This is a genomic window from Planotetraspora mira, from assembly GCF_016863275.1.
Taxonomy (GTDB): domain Bacteria; phylum Actinomycetota; class Actinomycetes; order Streptosporangiales; family Streptosporangiaceae; genus Planotetraspora; species Planotetraspora mira.
This window is the reverse complement of record NZ_BOOO01000049.1, coordinates 41,390-60,738: the sequence shown is the minus strand read 5'-3', so window position 1 is coordinate 60,738 and position 19,349 is coordinate 41,390. Positions and strand designations below refer to the sequence as shown.

General features: G+C 66.9%; 22 protein-coding genes and 1 pseudogene. 9 read left to right on the top strand and 14 right to left on the bottom strand.

Annotated elements, in window-relative coordinates; translation table 11 throughout:
• The first annotated feature begins 50 nt into the window (after window positions 1–50).
• Together Pmi06nite_RS38405 and Pmi06nite_RS38400 are read left to right on the top strand one after the other, a co-directional pair.
• The gene (locus Pmi06nite_RS38405; protein WP_203958162.1) at window positions 51–620 is read left to right on the top strand and encodes a TetR/AcrR family transcriptional regulator; all 570 of its coding nucleotides are present in this window, start codon (window positions 51–53) and stop codon (window positions 618–620) included.
• A gap of 79 nt (window positions 621–699) precedes the next feature.
• Window positions 700–1,878, top strand: coding sequence for a GDSL-type esterase/lipase family protein (locus Pmi06nite_RS38400; protein WP_203958161.1), 1,179 nt, complete (start codon window positions 700–702; stop codon window positions 1,876–1,878).
• Between the two features lie 170 nt (window positions 1,879–2,048).
• On the opposite strand, the gene Pmi06nite_RS38395 is transcribed toward Pmi06nite_RS38400, so the two are convergent.
• From Pmi06nite_RS38395 to Pmi06nite_RS42355, 5 genes and pseudogenes are all read right to left on the bottom strand, one after another.
• Complete coding sequence (locus Pmi06nite_RS38395) at window positions 2,049–2,303, bottom strand: hypothetical protein (protein ID WP_203958160.1); 255 nt, start codon at window positions 2,301–2,303, stop codon at window positions 2,049–2,051.
• Window positions 2,242–2,736 carry a tyrosine-type recombinase/integrase gene (locus Pmi06nite_RS43150; RefSeq protein WP_203958187.1) on the bottom strand — a complete coding sequence of 165 codons (495 nt, stop codon included), beginning with the start codon at window positions 2,734–2,736 and terminating at the stop codon, window positions 2,242–2,244. Before Pmi06nite_RS43150 ends, Pmi06nite_RS38395 begins: the two co-directional genes overlap by 62 nt.
• A gap of 30 nt (window positions 2,737–2,766) precedes the next feature.
• On the bottom strand, window positions 2,767–3,513 hold the full coding sequence (locus Pmi06nite_RS38385) for an SDR family NAD(P)-dependent oxidoreductase (protein ID WP_203958159.1): 747 nt from the start codon (window positions 3,511–3,513) through the stop codon (window positions 2,767–2,769).
• 100 nt (window positions 3,514–3,613) lie between these two features.
• On the bottom strand, window positions 3,614–4,522 hold the full coding sequence (locus Pmi06nite_RS38380; RefSeq protein WP_203958158.1) for an alpha/beta hydrolase: 909 nt from the start codon (window positions 4,520–4,522) through the stop codon (window positions 3,614–3,616).
• Window positions 4,523–4,776: 254 nt separating this feature from the next.
• Window positions 4,777–5,377, bottom strand: a pseudogene (locus Pmi06nite_RS42355) (SDR family oxidoreductase).
• Between the two features lie 164 nt (window positions 5,378–5,541).
• On the opposite strand from Pmi06nite_RS42355, the gene Pmi06nite_RS38365 reads away from it, so the two are divergent.
• A complete protein-coding gene (locus Pmi06nite_RS38365) occupies window positions 5,542–6,063 on the top strand; it encodes a MarR family winged helix-turn-helix transcriptional regulator (RefSeq protein ID WP_203958155.1) in 522 nt (173 codons plus the stop codon).
• A 104-nt stretch (window positions 6,064–6,167) separates the two neighbouring features.
• Here the strand turns inward: Pmi06nite_RS38365 and Pmi06nite_RS38360 are convergent, their stop codons facing one another.
• On the bottom strand, window positions 6,168–6,830 hold the full coding sequence (locus tag Pmi06nite_RS38360; protein WP_203958154.1) for a TetR/AcrR family transcriptional regulator: 663 nt from the start codon (window positions 6,828–6,830) through the stop codon (window positions 6,168–6,170).
• A 127-nt stretch (window positions 6,831–6,957) separates the two neighbouring features.
• Between Pmi06nite_RS38360 and Pmi06nite_RS38355 the strand changes: the two genes are divergently transcribed.
• Window positions 6,958–7,929, top strand: a complete 972-nt coding sequence (locus Pmi06nite_RS38355) for an aldo/keto reductase family protein (protein ID WP_203958153.1) — start codon at window positions 6,958–6,960, stop codon at window positions 7,927–7,929.
• Between the two features lie 39 nt (window positions 7,930–7,968).
• On the top strand, window positions 7,969–8,799 hold the full coding sequence (locus Pmi06nite_RS38350) for an SDR family NAD(P)-dependent oxidoreductase (protein WP_203958152.1): 831 nt from the start codon (window positions 7,969–7,971) through the stop codon (window positions 8,797–8,799).
• Window positions 8,800–9,237: 438 nt separating this feature from the next.
• Here the strand turns inward: Pmi06nite_RS38350 and Pmi06nite_RS38345 are convergent, their stop codons facing one another.
• Together Pmi06nite_RS38345 and Pmi06nite_RS38340 are read right to left on the bottom strand one after the other, a co-directional pair.
• Window positions 9,238–10,083 carry an alpha/beta fold hydrolase gene (locus tag Pmi06nite_RS38345; RefSeq protein WP_203958151.1) on the bottom strand — a complete coding sequence of 282 codons (846 nt, stop codon included), beginning with the start codon at window positions 10,081–10,083 and terminating at the stop codon, window positions 9,238–9,240.
• On the bottom strand, window positions 10,080–10,517 hold the full coding sequence (locus tag Pmi06nite_RS38340) for a MarR family winged helix-turn-helix transcriptional regulator (RefSeq protein ID WP_203958150.1): 438 nt from the start codon (window positions 10,515–10,517) through the stop codon (window positions 10,080–10,082). The genes Pmi06nite_RS38345 and Pmi06nite_RS38340 overlap by 4 nt, the downstream gene beginning before the upstream one ends.
• A 517-nt stretch (window positions 10,518–11,034) precedes the next feature.
• Here Pmi06nite_RS38340 and Pmi06nite_RS38335 point away from each other — a divergent pair.
• The gene (locus Pmi06nite_RS38335) at window positions 11,035–11,472 is read left to right on the top strand and encodes a hypothetical protein (RefSeq protein WP_203958149.1); all 438 of its coding nucleotides are present in this window, start codon (window positions 11,035–11,037) and stop codon (window positions 11,470–11,472) included.
• Window positions 11,473–11,974: 502 nt separating this feature from the next.
• A complete protein-coding gene (locus Pmi06nite_RS38330; protein WP_203958148.1) occupies window positions 11,975–12,226 on the top strand; it encodes a hypothetical protein in 252 nt (83 codons plus the stop codon).
• Window positions 12,227–12,271: 45 nt separating this feature from the next.
• Here Pmi06nite_RS38330 and Pmi06nite_RS38325 read toward each other — a convergent pair whose 3' ends face one another.
• The 4 genes from Pmi06nite_RS38325 to Pmi06nite_RS38310 all read right to left on the bottom strand — a co-directional run bounded on the left by Pmi06nite_RS38325 (window position 12,272) and on the right by Pmi06nite_RS38310 (window position 15,535).
• Entirely contained in the window at window positions 12,272–12,880 is a 609-nt protein-coding gene (locus Pmi06nite_RS38325; RefSeq protein ID WP_203958147.1) for a hypothetical protein, read from the bottom strand.
• Between the two features lie 218 nt (window positions 12,881–13,098).
• Entirely contained in the window at window positions 13,099–13,440 is a 342-nt protein-coding gene (locus Pmi06nite_RS38320) for a hypothetical protein (RefSeq protein ID WP_203958146.1), read from the bottom strand.
• A 355-nt stretch (window positions 13,441–13,795) separates the two neighbouring features.
• Complete coding sequence (locus Pmi06nite_RS38315) at window positions 13,796–14,677, bottom strand: alpha/beta hydrolase (RefSeq protein WP_203958145.1); 882 nt, start codon at window positions 14,675–14,677, stop codon at window positions 13,796–13,798.
• 36 nt (window positions 14,678–14,713) lie between these two features.
• Window positions 14,714–15,535: an MBL fold metallo-hydrolase gene (locus Pmi06nite_RS38310; protein WP_203958144.1), complete on the bottom strand. Its 822-nt coding sequence runs from the start codon at window positions 15,533–15,535 to the stop codon at window positions 14,714–14,716.
• Between the two features lie 76 nt (window positions 15,536–15,611).
• On the opposite strand from Pmi06nite_RS38310, the gene Pmi06nite_RS38305 reads away from it, so the two are divergent.
• Complete coding sequence (locus Pmi06nite_RS38305) at window positions 15,612–15,938, top strand: winged helix-turn-helix transcriptional regulator (protein ID WP_203958143.1); 327 nt, start codon at window positions 15,612–15,614, stop codon at window positions 15,936–15,938.
• A gap of 181 nt (window positions 15,939–16,119) precedes the next feature.
• On the opposite strand, the gene Pmi06nite_RS38300 is transcribed toward Pmi06nite_RS38305, so the two are convergent.
• Window positions 16,120–17,004, bottom strand: coding sequence for a hypothetical protein (locus Pmi06nite_RS38300; protein WP_203958142.1), 885 nt, complete (start codon window positions 17,002–17,004; stop codon window positions 16,120–16,122).
• A 484-nt stretch (window positions 17,005–17,488) separates the two neighbouring features.
• Window positions 17,489–18,229: a TetR/AcrR family transcriptional regulator gene (locus tag Pmi06nite_RS38295; protein ID WP_203958141.1), complete on the bottom strand. Its 741-nt coding sequence runs from the start codon at window positions 18,227–18,229 to the stop codon at window positions 17,489–17,491.
• A gap of 88 nt (window positions 18,230–18,317) precedes the next feature.
• Here Pmi06nite_RS38295 and Pmi06nite_RS38290 point away from each other — a divergent pair, with 88 nt between their 5' ends.
• Window positions 18,318–19,181 (top strand): NmrA family NAD(P)-binding protein, encoded by an 864-nt coding sequence (locus Pmi06nite_RS38290; RefSeq protein ID WP_203958140.1) that lies wholly within the window; start codon window positions 18,318–18,320, stop codon window positions 19,179–19,181.
• Window positions 19,182–19,349 lie beyond the last annotated feature (168 nt).

The following is a 19,349-nucleotide window of genomic DNA, read 5'->3' as shown; positions in this document are numbered from 1 at the left end:
TTTAGGTAGACGCATACTTCATGTAGGTAAATCGATAGTAGGTGATGGTTGTGGTTCGGGCAGGACTGAGCCCGGAGCGGCTGACGCTCGCCGGTGCGGAACTTGCCGATGAAGCCGGTTTCGACCAAGTGACTCTGTCGGCGCTCGCCCGGCGCTTCGACGTGAAGGTTGCGAGCCTGTACTCGCACCTGAAGAACTCCCAGGAGCTCAAAACCCGGATCGCGCTGCTTGCACTGGAGGAACTCGCCGACCAGGTCGCCCATGCCGTGGCCGGACGTGCGGGCAAAGACGCCCTGATGGCCTTCGCGAACGCCTACCGGGACTACGCCCGCGCGCACCCCGGCCGGTACGAAGCAGCCCGGTTCCGGCTCGACCCGCGGACGGCCGCAGCCAGTGCCGGCGTCCGGCACGCGCAGATGACACGGGCGATTTTGCGCGGCTACAACCTCACGGAGCCGGACCAGACGCACGCGGTCCGCATGCTCGGCAGCGTCTTCCACGGTTACGCCAACCTGGAGGCAGCCGGTGGCTTCAGCCACACGGACGTCGCCTCACAGGAATCCTGGGTGTGGACCCTGGACTCCCTCGACGCCGCATTGCGGAACCGGGCCACCCCCTGACCAGCGGCACGCACCCTTCGAACGGTCCCCGCGTACTGACCCGATTCCCCCACCCACCCAGAACCAAAGGCTTGAGGCAATGAGCACCGATCACAACTGGATCACCACCCCCATCACCGCCGACTTCCTGCGCGGGCACCTCGAGGTGGAAGAAACCGCGCACGGTCTGCTGCCGCACCGGCTGCCCGCCTGGGCGCGCCGCCAGATCCCCGACGACCGGCTGGCCGTGGCCGAGGCCCAGCCCTCCGGCGTCCGACTGGCTTTCCGCACCCGCGCCACCACCATCGAACTGGACACGCTGCCCACCAAGCGGGTCTACCTGGGCTTCCCGCCTCCGCCGGACGGCGTGTACGACCTCCTGGTCGACGGCCGGCTCACCGCCCAGGCCACCGTGGACGGCGGAAACCTCAGCACGATCACCGACATGCAGACCCAGACCGCGGAGTTCACCGAGGGACCGGCGGGCACCGCCCACTTCACCGACCTCCCCGAGGGCGAGAAGAACATCGAGATCTGGCTTCCGCACGCGGAGATCACCGAGGTGATCGCCCTGCACACCGACGCCCCCGTCGAGCCGGCCCCGGACAACGGACGCAGAGTGTGGCTGCACCACGGCAGCTCCATCAGCCACGGCTCGAACGCCGTCTTCCCGAGCACCATCTGGCCCGCCCTGGCCGCGGCCGCGGGCGGCGTGGAACTGATCAACCTCGGGTTCGGCGGCAGCGCACTGGTGGACCCGTTCACCGCGCGTGCGATGCGCGACACCCCCGCCGACCTGATCAGCGTCAAGCTCGGCATCAACGTCGTCAACAGCGACGCCATGCGCCTGCGCGCCTTCGCCCCCGCCATCCACGGCTTCCTCGACACCATCCGCGAGGGCCACCCGACGACACCCCTGCTCCTTGTGTCGCCGATCCTGTGCCCGACCCACGAAAACACCCCCGGCCCCCTGATGCCGGACCTCGAAAGCGGAACCCTCCAGTTCAAGGCCACCGGCGATCCGGCCGAAACCGCCGCCGGACGGCTGACGCTCACGATCATCCGTGAGGTACTCGCCAACATCGTCAAGCAGCGAGCCACCGAGGACCCGAACCTCCACTACCTTGACGGACTCGACCTCTACGGCGAGAGCGACCACGCCAAGTTCCCGCTGCCGGACGCGATCCACCCCAGCCCCGAAGGGCATCGCCGCATCGGCGAGAACTTCGCCAAGCTCGTGTTCGCGAACAACGGCCCCTTCACCACCAAGACCGGCTGACCCCGCACTGCCCCGGCCGACGAGGAGACCGTGCCCGTCGGCTCCCCCCACATCGGCGAGCATGGCGGAGAGGTCGAACACCGGCTGCGCCTCGCGTTCGACAGCGACGACCCCGAAGTTCACTCGCGGCTTCGAAGCTGGCAGATCTGGGAGCGGCTCGAGCGCGACCGCTACGTGCACCAGTCCGCCGCACGCGCCACCAACGCCGAGATGCTCATCCGCATGGCCGAGACGTTCGGCTTGCCGTTCCGCGCCAAGCACCTCGCCGACGACTGGGTGTCCATCATGATCGGCCGGCGGGTCTGCTCACGCTTGCTCCGCGGGAAGGTGAGGGTGAGGCCGATCTCACCTCCCAAGTCCTCTTCAACTGCGCGTTTGCGGCGGGCGACGAGATCCTCCTCCAGTTCGTCGAGGTGGGGCAGCATCTTCGGTTGATGCTGAGCATCGGGCAGCGGATGCAGGCGAGTTCGTGGGCGCAGGGCGTCCCGTAGGGCGGCCGCAGGAGCCGAGTTCAACGCGCCGCTTGTCGAAGTGGTCTCGGAAGTCGGACCACTCCTCGGCGGTGGGTTCGCGGTATTCCTCCACCGGGCACATGGACCGGCGCTGTGCGAGGAACTGCTGGTAGCGGGTGATGACGTCTTCTTCGAAGACGGCGACGTAGCCGCGGGTGGTCCGGATATCGAGGTGCCCGAGCAGAGCGGCACCGATGTGGATCGGCAGACCATTGTTGACCAGCTCGGTGGCGAAGGGTCGACGGGAGTCGCGGGGTGCGAACTTCACGTTCTCGAACTCGGGTCGAGTGGCCGCGAGTTCCTCGCAGGCGCGGCGGATGACGCGCCAGACAGTGGTCGAGGACAGGGTGCTCGTCGGGGACGAACTGTCCCACTCTCATACGACCGTACGGCCACCGTTCACATCGAGCACGGCACCGGTAATGAAGCGGGCCTGATCGCTGATGAGGAACGCGATGGCCGCGGCGATGTCTTCCGGATCCGCAACGAATCCCAGCGGGGCCTGCGCCGCGAGCTGCTCCAGCGCCTCCCCCAAGGCCTCGGATCCCGGGGTACGGGTTGGGCCGGGGCTCACGGAGTTCACGCGCACCCCGGCGGGACCGAACTCAGCTGCCCAGCTCTTGGTCAGCAGGTCCAAGGCCGCCTTGCTCGCTCCGTACACCGACAGCCCCGGAAGCGCGACTTCGGCGGCGAGCGTGGACACATTGACGATCGCGCCCCCGCCACGTGCCGCCATCGCCGGTGCGATGTTCGCGACCAAATAGAACGGGACCTTCAGGTTAGTGGCCAGCACCGCATCGAAAGTCGACTCCTCGGTGCCCGCCGTAGGCCCACCGGATCCGATCGCCGCGTTGTTCACCAGAATGTTTAGGACGCCACCAGCAGACTCGGCGACCTTGGTCGCCTTGGCCGCGAGTTCCGCCGCGGACTGGGCATCACGTAGCTCGGCACCGACGAACTCGGCCCCTCCTCCTTCGGCGCGGATCCGCTTCACAACTTCCATGCCTCGGTCAGCGTCGCGGCCGGAAACCACGACGCGGACGCCGTCACGGGCGAGCTTGAGGGCAGTGGCACGACCGATTCCACTTGTCGAGCCGGTAATGAGGGCAGTCTTGGTCTCCATCGGGTATCTCCTCAGATGAATGAGTTCAGGCGGGGCGGATGGGGTTCGGCTGAGTTGACGCGGTTGTGTGCAGGGGGTGGGGCCGCGTCGCCAGCTCCGATCACAAGCTCTGCAGGAAGGCGACACGATCGGCGAACGCATGTCGTGCCAGCCCGGAGCCGGGCGCGAACTGGTCGAAGCCGTGGATCGCGCCGGGACGGACTGACAGATGTACGGCCACGCCGTGTTCCATGAGCCGCTCGGCGTAGGTCACGGTCTCTGCGCAGAAGAGATCCAACTGCCCAACCTCGAGGTAGGCCGACGGCATGTCATGGAGCGAGTCCGCACGAGCGACCGAAGCCGAAGCAGGCACCTCGTCCGTGCCGTACCTCTCGCCGAGATATGCCTGCCAGCCGGTGATGTTGTCGGCGACCGACCAGGCGAGGAACGGCTCAATAGCTGAGTCGGCGATCGCCGTGCGGTCGTCGAGCATCGGGTACACGAGGATTTGCGCGGCCAAAGGGCCGATCTGACGGTCGCGGCATACCAGCGCCGTTGCGGCCGCAAGGCCGCCCCCGGCGGAGTCACCCATGATTGCGACGCGCGCTCCGGGCGCATGTTCCGCAGCATGCCTGATCGCCCACTCGACCGCTGCGACGCAGTCGTCGACGGCTCCCGGGAACGGTGATTCGGGCGCGAGACGGTAGTCGACTGCGATCAACGCCACCCCGGCCTCTGATGCGTATCGGCGGCAGACGTGGTCGTATCCGTCGAGGCTTCCCGCGATGAGGCCACCGCCGTGCACGTAGACGACAAGGGCATTCGGCGCATGTGTCGGCTTGTACATGCGCAGCGGGACGGCGTGCCCGTCGGATGACGGCACAGTGAAGTCGGCCGCTTCGATGCGGTCGTCCCGTGCTGCGGCGGCGGCCAGCGCGCCATAGACGGAATCGATGGTCGCCCGCCGCGTCTGCCAGTCTCCGATGGCCGGCGGCGTCTGCGGGGTGGCGGCTGCGATCGCGCCGACCACCTCGAGAAGTTCGTTGTCGATGCTGAGCACTGTGATCCTCCATGTTTTGGTGAGAGTTGTTCCGGGGTCGCCCGCGGCCGCAGCCGCGTGAGCGGGTCTCCGGCAGCGGCGGCCGTCGTTGTTCAGCGAGCGGCAGCTGATCGATGGCATCCGCTGACGGGCGGGGCCGCCGGTGCGCCCTGGCTTTCAGCGACGCGGCCATCTTGTGGATCCGAAGCCTCAAACCGGCCTAATGATTCGAACGTCGAACACGCCTAGGACTGGCCCATGCCCCCGGAGACGAACAGTTCGGTGCAGCTGACGAAGCCGGCGTCGGCGGAGGCCAGGAAGAGGGCGGCCTTCGCCACCTCTCGGGGCTGCCCAAGTCGGCCAATGGTGGTAAGTGACATGAGATAGTCGCGCGCCTCGGGGGCGAGTCGCCCCAGCGCCGGTGTGTCGATCGGGCCGGGGTGCAGTACGTTGACGCGGATGCCGCGGCCGGACAGTTCGGCGCTCCATACCCGCGCGAACGAGCGCAACGCCGCCTTACTGGCCGCGTAGACTGGCCGACGTGATCTCGTGCAGGGGTTCGTGGAGTTTGCCGACCCCTGCGCTGGCGTAGAGGATGTCCAGCTTCCCTGCTTCGGCCGTGATGGTGGCGAACAGGGTCTCGATGTCTTCCAGGCTGGCCGCATCGGCACTGATTCCTCGCAGTCGCGGGCCGAGACGGCTCGCCGCGTCGTCGAGGGGCTGCTGGCGCCGGCCGGTGATGTAGACCAGGGCGCCTTCCTCCACGAACAGCTCCGCGGTGGCCAGCGCCATTCCCGATGAGCCGCCTGTGATGAGCGCGACCTTCCCGTCGAGCTTGCCTGACATGCACTTCTCCTTCTTTACGGGGCCGGCTGGCCGTCCGGCGCGGGCGATGTACCTGCGTCACGTGGTTGCCGGGCGAGCACTCGTGCTCCTAGCTGGGTTGCATCGGCACACTATCTGATGCGTGCGCAGGCACCTAAACTTGGGGGCATGTAGACGCTGGTAGTGTGGATTTCGTGAAGGCGCCCCGAACAACGTCCGCGGTCATCTCCCAGCCGGAACAGGACGGCTGGTTCGGGCTGATCTACGCCCAGGCGGCCATGCGGTCACGGATCGAGGCCGTACTGATGGAACGCCACCGGCTCTCGTTCAGCGCTTTCGAGATCCTCTGCCGCCTCAAGGACCTCGAACCCCAGCCTGTCCGCTCCCTGGCGAGTGAGCTGGTGACCGTCAGTCCTACCCGGGCGTCCCGGCTCGTGCAGGATCTGATCGACGCTGGCCACCTCGTACGCGGTGCTAACCAAGCTGATGGCCGGATTTCTTTGATCAGCCTGACCGAGGAGGGGCGCCGCTACATCCAGATCGTGGCGCGGACCTTCGAAGAATCAATTAAGCAGTTCTTCGTCGATGTCCTCGATGCGGACGACATTGCCGCGCTGGCGCGGATCTGGCGGAAGCTGGAAACAGCTGAGGACTCACCGGAAAGTCACAGAAAAGACCTCCACTCGTCCGATGTCGGCAGGTCGTGACTGGCACTCATCCACTGAGCGCCCTCGGCAGGGTTGCACCGTAGGTGTCCGCACTACGGGGGAGCTTCAGAACGACACAGCTCTGGGCGTAAAGCAGGCGTAGGTCAGCCCTTGGCTCCAAGAAGCCGGGTCAGGAACTGCTCCCGGCTGAGCGCCTCACCGGGGAGCGGACTCGGCGCATCCGCCCGCAGCCCGTCGAGCAGGATCGGCACGAAGCGGCGCCACAGTTGCGGGTCGGCCTCGCCAAAGGTCTCGATCAGGTGGGTCATCACAGACATCAGCACGCCGATGTCTGTCGCTGCAAGATCGGCGCGGATCACCCGCTGCTCGCGACCACGCTGCAAAAGCAGCTCGATACAGCGTTCGACTCGGCTCTGCACATCGTTGGCGTCGGGCTCTGAGGTTTGCGTGCTCCTCAGAAGTTCCCCAAGAGCGCGCTTGCTCGCCTGAGGCTCGAGCACAGCCTCGAAGAAGGCCGTGAGTCCAGCGGCCGCATCCTCCATCGTCGCCGCCCTCTCCGCGGCGTCAAGCATCGCTTCCATCGTCTCGGCCAGCACTGCCTGCGCCAGAACGTACTTGTTGGGGAAGTGACGATAGGCGGTCCCCACGCCCACGCCGGCTCGTCGCGCCACATCGTCCAGCGTCGGCATCATGCCAGCCGCGTCGAACAGCTCGGCGCCGGCCGCGATCAATGCCGCACGGTTCCGCGTCGCGTCCTTGCGCCGTGCCCGCTGATCAGCCGACTGGTTCGTCGCGTTCTCTTCCATGCGGCTCCTCACCTCACAGCATCAGACCGGAATCGGAGATTGGTCTCCGCTATGCTAGCTTCCACGTAACGGAGATACATCTCCGGTACAGACGTTCGCTTTGCTTCAAAAGATGAGGAGGATCGCCGTGCCTGTTGAACGGATCATCTTCGGCACCATGACGCTCGGCTATCACGGGCGCGGCGCGCGTGTTCGCGATGCGTCCACAGCTCGCTCGATGCTCGATCTGTTCCATGATCGCGCCTACCGCGAGGTCGACACCTGCTACGTGTACGGCGACGGATCCTGCGAGCAGATGCTCGGCGATCTGCATGCCCCCGATACGTTTGAGATCGCCGTCAGATACGACCCCCTCGCCACCGAACGAGGACACGAGCCGGACGTGCTCCGCGCCTCCCTGCGGGCGAGCCTTGACCGGCTTCGGGCAGAGCGCGCCGACCTGCTCTACCTCAATGTGCGCGCACAGGACACGCCATGGGAGAACACGCTGCGCACCGTTCATGAGCTTCATGACGAAGGCGCCATCGCCGAGTTCGGACTGAGCAACGTCGCCGCTGACGACGTCGAGGAGACGATTGCCATCGTCAAGGACAACGGCTGGCTCCGCCCCACGGTCTACCAGGGTCTCTACAACGCCGCGACCCGTGCGGCGGAGACCGAACTGCTGCCGGTCCTTCGGCGGCACGGGCTTCGTTTCCATGCCTACAACCCGCTTGCGGGCGGGGCCTTCGCTGCGTCCTTCGGCGACGAAGCCGCCGTGGACTCCGGATCGCGGTTCGACGGAAGTCATGCCCAAGGCGCGCAGTACCGCCGTCGTTACTGGAACGAGCCGTACCTGCAGGCGATGCGCACATTCAAGGCCAGTTGCGAATCGTCTGGGATCTCGCCGACCGATGCGGCCCTGCGCTGGCTCGTGCATCACTCGCACCTCGACGTCGTACACGGCGACGGGATCATCCTCGGCGCATCCCGCCCCGAACACCTCGCCCAGAACCTCGATGCGGTGCAGGACGCGCCACTGCCTCCCGAGCTACTCAGAGCGATCGACGAAGCGAGCGAGACCGCGCGCTTGGCCTGGCCGTCAGCGCGTCCAGCCTGACTCTCACAGACAACGAAAGCCACGAAGGAGATCACTGATATGTCGAACACACCCAAGACCTGGTTCATCACCGGAGCATCGCGAGGCTTGGGAGCCCAGTGGGCGGAAGCCGCGCTCTCTCGCGGCGATCGTGTTGCCGCGGCCGCCCGCTCCGCCGGCACGCTGGACTCACTCGCTGAGAACTACGGCGACCTGGTCCTTCCCCTGGAGCTCGACGTCACGGACGAGGCCGCAGTACATCGGGCGGTCGCGGCTGCCGAAGAGCGGTTCGGCGGGATCGACATCCTCGTCAACAACGCGGGACAGGCCGTGATGGGAGCGGTAGAGGAAGTCACGGCCGCCCAGGCCCGTGAGCAGATGGAGGTCAACTACTTCGGCGCCCTCTACACGTCGCAGGCAGTCGTCCCGCACATGCGGAAGCGTCGCAGCGGTCGGATCATCCAGATCTCCTCAATGGGCGGGGTCGTGGCGCTTCCAACTATGGGGACGTACCACGCGACTAAGTGGGCGCTGGAGGCGTTGAGCCAAGCGTTAGCGGCGGAGGTCGCGGAGTATGGCGTGCATGTCACGCTCGTTGAGCCGCTCATGTTCCCGAGCGAGCTCGGGAACATGGCGCCACCGATGCCCGAATACGACCACGCACGCGCGCTGGTGATGGCCGGGTTCGAGGGCACGGGAATCGCCCCAGGAGACCCTGCGGCGGCTGGGCGAGCAATGCTTACCCTCGCCGATGACCCCAATCCTCCGCTGAGGACTCTGTTCGGCGCGAACGGGCTTCCACTCATCCGCCCGGAGTACGCCCGCCGGATTGCCCTCTGGGAGGAGTGGGACCACCTCGCACAGCTCGCACAGGGGACCTCGCCAGCCTGAAATCCGCGGAGGCCACGAGCACCATACAGAGTCAGTGTCGAGCATCCGCAGGGATGCTCGACACTGACTGCAACCGCCCACCATCTTTCCTTGCGTGGATTCCCGAGCGGCCGCGTAGGTGCCGAGGCAGCAAGCACCGCGCCTTGCCTGCATTTCCCAGAACATTCGCACGACGACCGACTCGGCTCTCGACACCGTGCGTCGTCGTCGGTACCTTCCACCGCGCCACGAAGGGCCACTGGGAACATCCGTCGCCCACGGTGTGGCCGCCGCCAGCTGGCCAGGTCGCCGGCGCGGCGTCATGCTGCAGCTCCTGTGGCGTGGTCGTGCGGGGGCGAGGAAGGGGGACGTGGTCTGGGGTCGGAAGCGTGGGATTCAGCTTGGCCAGGTCGACGACGAAGGCCTGCCCGGCCGGCATCACGGGGGTTGGCCCGGAGATCACCACAGGAAGAACGCCTGAGCCCGCTCGGCCACAACCGGGGCTGTCTTCCCTTCCGGCCCGAAGTGGTTGAGGCCGTCCAAAGTTTGGAGTGTGGCGTTGGGAAGGGTGTCGCGGAGCATGGCGAACTCCTCTCGATGCGCGCGCGGGGAGCGGCTCCCGCACAGGAGCAGCACCGTGGCGGTAACGCTCGCGAACTCGGGGAGCCGACCCTGTTGGGCTGCGATCTGCTCGTGCTCGGCCAGATTGGCCTCCAGAAGGGGTCGCATCCGCTGCCAGCTCGGCCCGCGGAATCCCACCCGCATCACCATGCGGAGATACCAGTGCGGCATCTTGGTCATGAAGGCCGGCGCGCCGCCCGAACCTTGGATGAAGTGAACGAAGGCGCCGTAGGGATCGCCGGCGGCCAGCCGCTCTCGGTACGGGGCCATCCAGTCGGTGGGGACGGGAGCGGCGGGCACTCCGGGCTCGTAGACCGTGATGCGATTGAACAGCTGGAATGAGCGTGCGGTCTCCAGGATGACGAGTCCGCCGTAGCTGTGTCCGAACGCGAGGCGCGCCCCGGTCCCCTCCTGGACGGCAAGGAGATCTTCTACTTCCTTCGCCAGGGTGTACTCGGGCCCCTGAGGGCCGCTGGCGCCGCGCCCTCGCCGGTCGACGAGGTGCACTGTGAAGGAGCGGGCCAGCTCGGAGGCCAGTGGCAGGTAGTCCTCCGATGTTCGCAGATTGCCGCCGAGCACGATGAGGCCCGGCCCGGTTCCCATCGTCTGATAGCTGATCGCTGTGCCGTCGGCTGAGAAGACGGTGCGCTGGTGCACCGGTGGGGTCTGGGTGTTCCGGCTCATTTGCCTGCCTCCTGCTCAAGGTGGTTGAACGTCGCCAGCAGCCGCGCCGTGTGCTCGGCGTACTCGGCGTAGGGCACGCCGCTGTGGGCGACGATCGCGGCCAGCCGGTCTTCGAATCCCTGCCGGATCGAGGTCATCAGCTGCTTTCCTTCGTCGGTGAGACTCAGCCGCCGGCGGTTCCCCCCGGCCGGGTCGGGCTGGACGTCGAGAAGCCCGTCGGCGGCGAGGACGGCGGTCATGCGGCTTACCGACGGCTCAGTCACACCCAGGTATTCGGCAAGGGTCCGTTGTGTCGAGGCCCCTAGCTCCCCCACCAGGGTCAGCGCCAGGAAGCGGCTGTAGGAGATGTTGTGCTCCGCCCGCAGGATCCGGTCAGCCGCCCGGTCCAAGCGGGCGGTGAGCACATGCAGGTTGAAGCTCAGATTTCGTTCCATGCCGCTAACTTAACACGCTAACTTAGCAATGCAAGTTACCCTCACGACTTTCCTTGGCCGTGGAGAAGGAGCTGCCCACGGACGAGGCAATCGCCCGGGACGAGGATCCCGCCATACGGGGATCACGATTGGTCCCGTCGTCATGGATTGCGTGACCGTCGCGTACGGAAGCTCATCTTGGCGGGCTCGCTTCACGGCCTACGTGCGGTGCGGCGGCGCCTGTGCAGCGATGATCCGACGAGGACCACGATGGGCGAGGTCACGACGGATACAAGATCGAGGACCGTGCGGGCGATCTCCAGTACGGCTCCGCCGTGGTGCCCGCTTGGTGAAGCGTCAGAGCAGGCAGAACTCATCTCCTGCCGGTCGGCTACCACCACCTGATCAGGCCTTCCCTTTAGGTCGTCCCGACGGATCTCCGTCGCACCCGCGGCGGCGGTCAACCGCTCGTCCGCCTCGACCACCCGCGGCCACCAGACTTCCCAGGGCGTGCTTCGGCCTCATGAAGGAGTACAGGGTGACCGCGGCGTGCGTGGTGCACGTCCCGATCGCGACGCAGGCCGGCACGGCCCTGGGCACGCTCTACCGGGACGCCGTGTTCGTCGGCGACCCCGACAGCGACAAGATCCGGCACCTGCTGGACAGTGGCATGGTCGTTGAGTTCGGCCAAGACGGCCAGGCCGTGACCGCTGGCGCCGTCGACAAGCCCGCACCGGCCCCGGCCAAGCCGGGGGCGGAGACGCCGCAGGTGACCGCCCGGTCGACGAAGCCTGAGCTCGTCGACTACGCAGTCGACCCAAGGCCAGGACCGCGCCAAGGCGGAGAAGCTCACCGTCAAGGAACTGCAGGAGCGGTACGTCCGCCCGCAGTAACCCAAGGCGTGTCCCCGCCCGGGGCCCCACCCCCTGGAGGCTCCGGGCCCGGACACCATCCGGGCGGGCTGGCCACCACGTAGAGTCCTGGACCCGTCCGGCCGAGCGGTGTTCCACCTGCGCTGGGCGGTCCTCCAGGCGCATTACTGATCATGCCCTGAAAAGTGGGATCGAGGCTTGGCCGGTCATGATCACGGCGCAAGTAGCGTGCCCAGATCCACTCGTAGACGGCGATCCGCGTGAATGGCGTCTGCCTGCCCAGCGGTCGTCAATGCGCGGGCGCCTGGAGGATCAGCCGCCAATTCTCAGTGCCCTCGGCCACACGCCCTCCTTGTCTCCCAGCATCAAAACTGGCGACCGGGAGGTCGGGCAACTGCTCCGGACCCTCGCCGTCGGATCGAGCGCGCTGTCGGCGGCAGAAGAGTGTGTCTGGCTCGGTCGACTGATGCCCTAAGTGGACAAGTCACAGGTACGCGAGGGGGGCTGGTCGTCGGATCGGCTGGCGTGCGACCGTGGGCCGTGGCCAGGGTCTCCACGCGTCTCGAACGCCGCATCCGCACGGACTTCCCACATCATCCCAACGTCGTGATCGCGGCCCTGACCGAACTGACCAGTGAAGTCTTTGCCGGTGAACCTCGCGACGCCCTCAGGATCGAGCGCATTCAGCTAGCCGCGCTCATCCTCGCCAAAGGCAACCTCCGACGACTCGACGACGCGCTGGTCCTCGGCAACACGGACTGGCGCGACCTCCTCGTCTCCGCCGGCCTGGCCAACGAAGGTTGGCAAGAACGCGTAAACGCCGAACTCGAAGCTCCGCCCGCCAAGCACATCTGGTGAAACCACTTCGCCGCAGCACCATCCGCGGCATGAGCGGGTGCCTCGTCAGTGGCGGGTGCCACGGTGCAGTCGGCTCTCGGCTCCCCACAGGTAGAAGGCTGGCAGGCCACGCTGCAGTCCGGAACGATAGATCCCTATCCCATCCACCGCTGTTGCCTTGTTGAGGTGTTCGGCCTGGACGGCTCGGGCTTTGCGCAGAAGTTCATCAGTGGTGAAGAACGAGCCGTTGTCGGCGCTGACTCGGATCCCCGGCTTGGTGCCTCCGCCCGGTCCGAAAGGCAACAGGTACAGCTGCGGCACCTGGAGCCGGGAGTCGGCCGCGACAAGCCTCGCCGGATCGCCAGAGGACCACGTCAGGTCCGTAGCCTGTACGGCGACGAAGGGCAGATCGGGCCGGTGGACCGTGCGTTCGTCATCCGACAACGGGTCCGATCGGACAAGGGCCGCCTGATCGGCGACCGTTGAGGCGGCGGTCACGTAGTACGTGATCCGTTTGCGCTTGATCTGCTCCAGGTCCGCGAGACCCCAGCCGTCGAGATGCGGCCACCAGCAGTCATACATGACGATGTTGCTGTCGTGGACGAGCACCCGGAGGGGACGCTCGTCGTGCGGAAACCGGAACACCGTGCCGGGCTCGAGCTGGGACAGGTCCACGAAGCGCAGCGTAGTCCGACAGATGGAACCAGCGCGGGTCACCGGCAACGGATTCAGACATGGCGGAAGACACCAAGAGGACAGACCGAGTGCGTGCTCATCGAGCGATGTCGTGCGCCCTGGCACCGCTCGAACGGGCGCTGGCGACGGCCAGTATGGACTGTTCCAGAGCTCCGGCGGACAGCGCGCGCCGGGTGCCATGTCCGGACGTCTGTTCGTCAGATCCAGGTATCCAGCGCATCCGAATCGTCGGCTGATCCGTCCCGCCTGAACACGCCGCTGTCGTTCACCCGCCAGTTCGTTTGTATGCCTGTTGGTCGTTGGAGCCTTCGTCGTACCTGCTCCACGTCGTCCAGGCGGAATGAGTCCGGCATCCGGAAATAGACGATGCCGTCCACGACCGTGGGATGGAGCCCGAGGTCGGCCAGCAATTGTGTTGCCACGTCGCAGCTATCGGCGGTGGGCACCACGTATGCGCGTCCGCCGTCGTTCTCGCAACAGCTCCGCGTGTCGCACACAGCCCACAGGCTGGCCAGCAGTCCGGCAACGCCTTGATCCACACACGCCTCTTTGCCGTGCGCTCGGAGATGAACCTGGCGGTGCCCGACGGCGATCAGTCCGCCGTTCGTCTTCCGGCAGGCTGGACACAGTGGGTAGGGCCCAAGCACGACCGGCATCACTACCCCCAGACCGAGAAGATCGAGGGTCCAGATTACGGACTTGCGCTCGGAAATCCCAGCAGACTGCAGCAAACACCTACCAGCGCGATCCCTCCTGCCTTACCTTGCCTTCCCCGTCCGGCGCCCCTCTCTTCGACCAAGACCGGGTGCGCGCTCATACGGCATGTCAGTGTGTTCCGGTTCGGCTGAGACTGAACCCGTTGACTTGGAACGGGCGGCTCATCGTTCCCAGCCGTCAGGGCCTGAGGTTGCGGTGGAGGAAGTCGGCGGTCGCCTGAGCGGCTCGGGTGACGTGCGGTTTCACGTCATAGAGGTCGATATGCTGGTCGGCGTCCAGCCAAAGGATCTCCTTGTCGCCGGGCTTGCGTTCGTAGAGCTCCCGAGCCAGCTCCGGCGAGCAGTAGGCGTCGGTCTTTCCGTGGACAATCAATAGCGGGGTGGCGGCCAGGAGATCAGCCGCACTGAGGGCGTCGAAGGTCATCAGGGAGTGGAGCGATCCTCCGGTGACTTCGTCGCGCCAGTACGGCGACGCGGACCGGGCGGTGCCGTAGTAGGCGTACGGTTCATCGCCTGCCATCGCGGCCTCGCCGCCGTCGGGCGCCACGGCGGGCACGTACTCGTCGTACCGGTCCAGGAAGCCGCCGAGCGCGGACCGGTAGGCGTCAATGCCCATGGTCTGGGTGATCCGAGCCGGGCTGTTGTAGGCACCCGCTATTCCGGCCACCGCCTTCACACGGGGATCCGTGGCGGCGGCCCGCACCGCATAGCCCCCGCCGAGGCAGACGCCGACCACACCGATCCGAGCCGGGTCTACCTCGGGCCGGCCGGCCAGCACGCCGACCGCGGCTCTCAGGTCGGCCAGTTTTCCCTGACTGTCCTCATGCTGGCGGCGTCCGCCGCTTTCCCCGAAGCCCCGGTGGTCAAAGGCGAGCGTGACGAGCCCAGCCTGAGCGAGTAGCTCGGCGTAGGTGCCGACCACTTGCTCTTTCACCCCGGTGAAGGGGCCGGTGAGTGCCACGGCAGGCTGCGGACCGTCCGCGTCCGGAACCCGGAGCTCGCCCACCAACTCCACACCTTCGCTGCCGAAGGTGATCCGCTCAGTTTTGACAGTGGTCATGAGCCCTCCCAGGCGCCGAGATCCCAACCTTCGTGATCACGCGGCGAGTTCGGCGGCAACGGCGTCCGCGCCCAGGCCGACCAGCCAGCCCAGGGGCGCATCAGGCAGGAAGCGGGTCATGGTCTGCGTCAGCTCCAGCTTCTGCGTGTCGCTCAGATTCGGCGCACCGGCGGCCAAGTGCCCCACCGCCTCTCGGTACATCAGCAGGTACTGGCGCTGCCGGGTCAGCAGGCCGGTGTCGCCGGGCGCGCCGTGGCCCGGATACAGCGGCACCCCGGCCAGCTCGTCCACCAGCCGGTCGAGCACACTCAGCCACGCGCCCGAATGCCCGTCCACCGTGTAGGAGTGCACGCCGTCGAAGGCCAGGTCACCGATGAAGGCATTCCGCTTCTCGCCGGCCTCGACGAGGAGATAGGAGTCGGCGTGACTTTCAGCGGCCCCGAGGTCGTGCACCTGAATCCGCAGCCCGGCGACGTCCACGGTGCCGCCACCGTCCAGCGGCCGGTCCGGCACCCGGAACCGGTCCGGCCACTCCTCGCCGTAGGTGGGCTGCCACTGCTCCCGCTTGGCGACCGCAGTCTGCTCGATCGTCTTGGCGACCAACGCCGTCGCATAGACCGGCACGTCGTCGCCGACCACGTATGGCAGCCCGTTGAAGTGATCCGGGTGGGGATGCGTCACGAACGCCGCGACCAGTGGCTTGCGCAACGCCGCGAGCCGCGCGGCCAGCGCCCTGGCGTCGGACACCAGCAGTCCGGCATCGACGAGCACCACGCCGTCCACCGTCTCCAGCAGGTAACTGTTGACGAAGATCCCGGGCTCCGCGGCCGTGTACGTGTGGACCTTAAGCTCTGTCATGACCGAGACACTAGGCGCCCTGATCTTGAACCGGCCAGAAGGCACTTTGAGGTGCCCCTCCACACGGGAGAACCCCATGGCACTGGTGATACCCGACGTCCTGGAAGAAAGCTGCACGACCCGGCAGGCGCTGGAGCGGCTGGCCGCCAAGTGGCGCGTCCTGCTGATCTACGCACTACTCGCGGGACCACAGCGGCACGCCGAGCTGCGCCGCAGGCTACCTGGTATCACTCAAAAGGTCCTGACCGAGACCCTGCGGAACATGGAAAGCGACGGGCTGGTCGAACGACGGGTGCTCAAGGAAACCGCCCCACAGCATGTGGAGTACGCCCTGACCACACTCGGCAAAACCCTGCGGGAGCCGCTGTCGGCCATCTGCGCCTGGGCGGCGGAGCACGGCTAGCGATGCCTCACGCAACAGCGGCATCCGCTCATCGGCATGTCCGTGCGCTGACGGCGCGCCGACTTGCCGTAACTGTGGAGCGCGCGGATCGCGGCATGAGAGCGCGCGGATCACGGCGTTGATCGGATGTTCGTGTCCGTCCGCGACTTGTCCGACTTTGAAGATCTTTCAGCTGTGGCGGTCATCTCACCGGGATGGGCATTCCATGCTGCACCTCGAGGACCGCCCGCGTGCCCAGCGGTTGAGCCAGCTCGACGGTGGTGGCACGCTGTGCGCCGAGGGCCAGGCATGCCTCGTCGCCCGCGTGCCGGTGTTCGATGACAATGATGACGACCGCATTGGCCGACTCGACGGCTTCTGCGCTGTAATCAGCGCCGCATGGCTGGCTTCTCGGGCCCCGGGCGCCGGTGAAGGCTACGGTCAACTGCCGACCGGACGTGGTAGTGGTCACCGACCCGATTGCCACGCCGCCGGGTGGGTTGTAGGGATCCGATGACGGCGGCGTGACGTGGATGGTGGCCGAACTGGCAACCGTCACGCGGGTCACCCGTACCCCCGTTCCCTTGAGTGTGTACTCCCAGGCCGGCGCTGTCGCCGGGCCGCGGGTGGTCTGGATCCGCATTGTGGTCATACGCGCACCGGTGACCTCCAGCGGTACGCATTCGGGACAGGACCCGGCGCCCGCGGCTGCCATCTGGTTGAGTGCCTCGTCGGCTGAGAGCAGAGGGACTGTCTGGGTGGCTCCGTTCTTCCAGACCACCTTTCCCGTCCGTCGCGGCGCGGCGGGCAGCGCCGCGGCGGCGAGGACACGGCCAGACAGCAGCGCTTGTTTGTTGTCGCCGTTCTTGGGCTCCCAGTCGCCGAGTTGGCCGGTCAGCTCCCCGACCGGGACGAATCCCTGGTGCCCGCCGGCATCGAGGACCGCCTTGTCGTATCGGGCCAGGGCGTCGCGAGCCTGCTGGTGCAGCTGGTCCAACCCGTCCGCGCCCCGGCCGTTCCCAGCCGAGCCGCAGCCGCTGAGTATGGCCACCACCGCGATCCAGAGCATCCAGCGCCGTCGCGCCATCCTGGCTCACCTCCGCCCTCCACATCCTTTCATTCAACGACAGGAGGCCTCGAGGGGTTCAGAGATGGGGAGTGCGGCTGCGATAACGGTTCGGTACTACGCGATCGCCTTCGCGAGTTATCGCTGGGCCGCGTGACCGCAACGACCCTCATCCGCTCGCTCATCGGCAGAGTCGAGCACCTGTGCATGCTCCGCCCGGTCAGCGGCAGATGAGTGCGCGTCCGGGCCTAGGCGCCCGCCCGCACCCGGCGATCGCGTTGATCAGACCGCGCTGGTCTTCAGCGTGGTAGCAAGGGAGCACGAGCGAACCTGTGCCACCGACCTGGTGGCGACGTGGGGCTGAGCGTCGGATCGACGTCCGGACGCGCATCCGCTCAACCCGACACGCCGTCGATGCCGCCGCGATGACGGGCGACAGAACTGCCGGGAACGGAACAATCCGCTCGCGGATGCGGTCAATCTTGGACGGCACCTGATCGCGGTCTCAGTCTGGGCCGGCTGAGGCACCGGGGGTGGTTGGGCCGTCGCCGGTTCGATCCAGCCACTCCGACAGCAGGGCGCGCTCGGCGCCGGTGAGCATTGTCAGCTTCGGTGCGACGGCCCGGAATGCGACAGCGACTGCGGTCGTGCTGTCCGCGGGAAGCGTCGGCACGTCGGTGAGGATCGATCGCATCACCGCCTCGTACATCGCGTCGGCAAGGTCGCGGTCCCGGTGTTCCGGCGGGGTGGAGAGCAAGGTGAGCACGGCGCCGGTGCCGGCGGCGTGGATGAGTTCGACGGCACGTTTTTCTGGGACCCGAAGCCGGCCGATTGCCGCAACGCGGTGCACCCGGGCGCGCAGTACCTCCAAGCCGGCGGCCGCCGCCGGTGAACGAACCCCACGGCTGGGGTCGGTGAGGAGACCGAACAGCGCTGCGTTGGCGAGACCGAAGCCAATATGCGTGTCCCACCCCGCCCGCAGGTCTGCAACCGGGTCGCCGCTGTCCTCGACGAGGGTCTTCCCGGAGACGTAGGTGGCGAAGACATGTTCGGCAACGGCGTCGAGCAGCGCGTCCTTGTCCTCGAAGAACCGATAGATGGTCGGCGCCTGCATGCCGACCGCCTGCGCGACCGCACGGGTGGTGACCGCGCTTGCGCCCTGCTCACGCAGGAGCTGCGCCGCGCACTCGACGATGTTCGCTCGCGTCTTTCGCCTGCTGGCGCTATCCGGCCTCACCTCTGCCATGTTTCCAAGGATAACGAAATTTTGCTATCCCTGTTGCTAACGTTGGTAGCATTCAAATCGTTCCAGCGTTAGCAGGAGGGGAAAGATCATGATCATCATTACCGGCGGTACCGGCCAACTCGGCTCCCAGATCGTTGATCGGCTGCTCGATCGAGTCTCGGCAGACCGGGTCGGCGTGAGCGTCCGCGACACCGACCGCGCCGGCGAACTGGCCGCACGCGGGGTGCGCGTGCGACGCGGCGACTTCACCGAGCCCAAATCCCTCGCCGATGCGTTCGAGGGCGCAACACAGGTGCTCATCGTCTCGACCGACCAGGCGGGCGAGGCAGCGGTTGCCCAGCACGTCGCAGCGATCGACGCCGCTCGCGATGCCGGTGCCAAGCGCATCCTCTACACCAGCCACCAGGGCGCCGCCGAGGACTCGGTCTTCGCGCCGATGCCCGACCACGCCGCCACCGAGCGCTACCTGTCGAAGACGGGCACACCGTTCACGGCGCTGCGGAACGGGTTCTACACCAGCACCGTCCGGCACCTACTCGGCCGGGCGCTCGAAACCGGCGAACTCGTCGCACCGGCCGACGGGCCCGTATCCTGGACCACGCACGCCGACCTCGCCGAAGCGGCAGCGATCATCCTCGCCGACGAGGGCCGGTTCGATGGTCCGACCCCGCCGCTGACCGCACCGGACGCGCTCGACCTCGCAGCCATCGCCGGCATCGTCACCGAACTCACTGGACGCACCATCCGCCGCGTCGTCGCCGACGACGCCGAGTGGACGGCCACCATGATCGGCCACGGTGTACCCGCGGATCAGGCGGACATGCTGCTCGGCATGTTCCACGCAGCACGCCGCGGGGAGTTCGCCACCACCGGACCGGAGCTCGAGAATCTCCTCCAGCGCACACCCACGCCGGTCCGTTCGATGCTGGAGGGACTCACCACCCAGCCGTGACCTCTCCTCTTCTCGATGATGTGGCCGCCCCACGGGGCGGCCACATCACACTCATCTCGCCATGAGAGGTCGACTCCAGCCCCGCAACGGAGCGCTACTCCCAGTGGCCTGCGGACCGATACCCGACGGCCGGAGCCGTCATGATGAACAGCAACGCGTCATCGTGAA